Annotated in this window: 2 rRNA genes; both read right to left on the bottom strand. The window is 56.4% G+C overall.

Going from position 1 to position 1,178, the window contains the following annotated elements:
- Positions 1 to 865: ribosomal RNA gene (locus tag OU416_RS40180) — 23S ribosomal RNA — on the bottom strand; the annotation flags it as partial.
- A 230-nt stretch (positions 866 to 1,095) separates the two neighbouring features.
- Positions 1,096 to 1,178: ribosomal RNA gene (locus OU416_RS40175) — 16S ribosomal RNA — on the bottom strand; the annotation flags it as partial.

Raw genomic sequence — 1,178 nt, 5'->3', positions numbered from 1 at the left:
CACCCCTACCCACAACTCATCCCCCAGGTTTTCAACCCTGGTGGGTTCGGGCCTCCACACGGTCTTACCCGCGCTTCACCCTGGCCATGGGTAGATCACTCCGCTTCGGGTCTACACCACGCGACTAAAACGCCCTATTCAGACTCGCTTTCGCTCCGGCTACCCCCAACGGGTTAACCTCGCCACGCAGCAGTAACTCGCAGGCTCATTCTTCAAAAGGCACGCCATCACGGCTGCTAAGACCGCTCTGACGGTTTGCAGGCACACGGTTTCAGGAACTCTTTCACTCCCCTCCCGGGGTACTTTTCACCATTCCCTCACGGTACTATCCACTATCGGTCACCAGGAAGTATTTAGGCTTAGCGAGTGGTCCCGCCAGATTCACAGCACCCTCCACGGAAACGCTGCTACTCGGGAACACCATCCCACGCATGAATCGCATTTTCGCCTACCGGGCTCTCACCGTCTACGGCCAGGCTTCCCAACCTGTTCAACTAACACGAAACACCACGCTGAGACGTCGGTAGCCGCCTCCAACAGTGCCCCACAACCCCGCACACGCAACCCCTACCAGGTATCCCACGCGCACGGTTTAGCCTCCTCCGCTTTCGCTCGCCACTACTCACGGAATCACCAGTGTTTTCTCTTCCTACGGGTACTAAGATGTTTCACTTCCCCGCGTTCCCCCTCATACCCTATACATTCAGGCATGAGTAACCCGACATCACTCGGGCTGGGTTTCCCCATTCGGACACCCTCGGATCACAGCTCGGTTGACAGCTCCCCGAGGACTATCGCGGCCTCCCACGTCCTTCATCGGCCCCTGGTACCAAGGCATCCACCATGTGCCCTACACAACTTGGCCACAAAGATGCTCGCACCCACTATACAGTTCTCAAACAACAACCAGAAGAAAACACCCACACACCCAGTGCAACCCATGGTTATGTGTTCTCTCAGATACCCAACAGCGGACCGTTTCGTTAAACGTTAGTGTGTTCCACAATCCATTGAGCACCCAAGCAGGAAGACGATCGCTCCCTCGACTTGGACACTCCCAAACCCGAAAGTTTGGGGTGCTTTGTTGCTCCTTAGAAAGGAGGTGATCCAGCCGCACCTTCCGGTACGGCTACCTTGTTACGACTTCGTCCCAATCGCCAGTCCCACCTTCGACCACT

Source organism: Saccharopolyspora indica (genome assembly GCF_027853965.1).
Lineage (GTDB): Bacteria > Actinomycetota > Actinomycetes > Mycobacteriales > Pseudonocardiaceae > Saccharopolyspora > Saccharopolyspora indica.
Note: the sequence above shows the minus strand (reverse complement) of the source record. Positions and strands in the feature narration are given on the sequence as shown.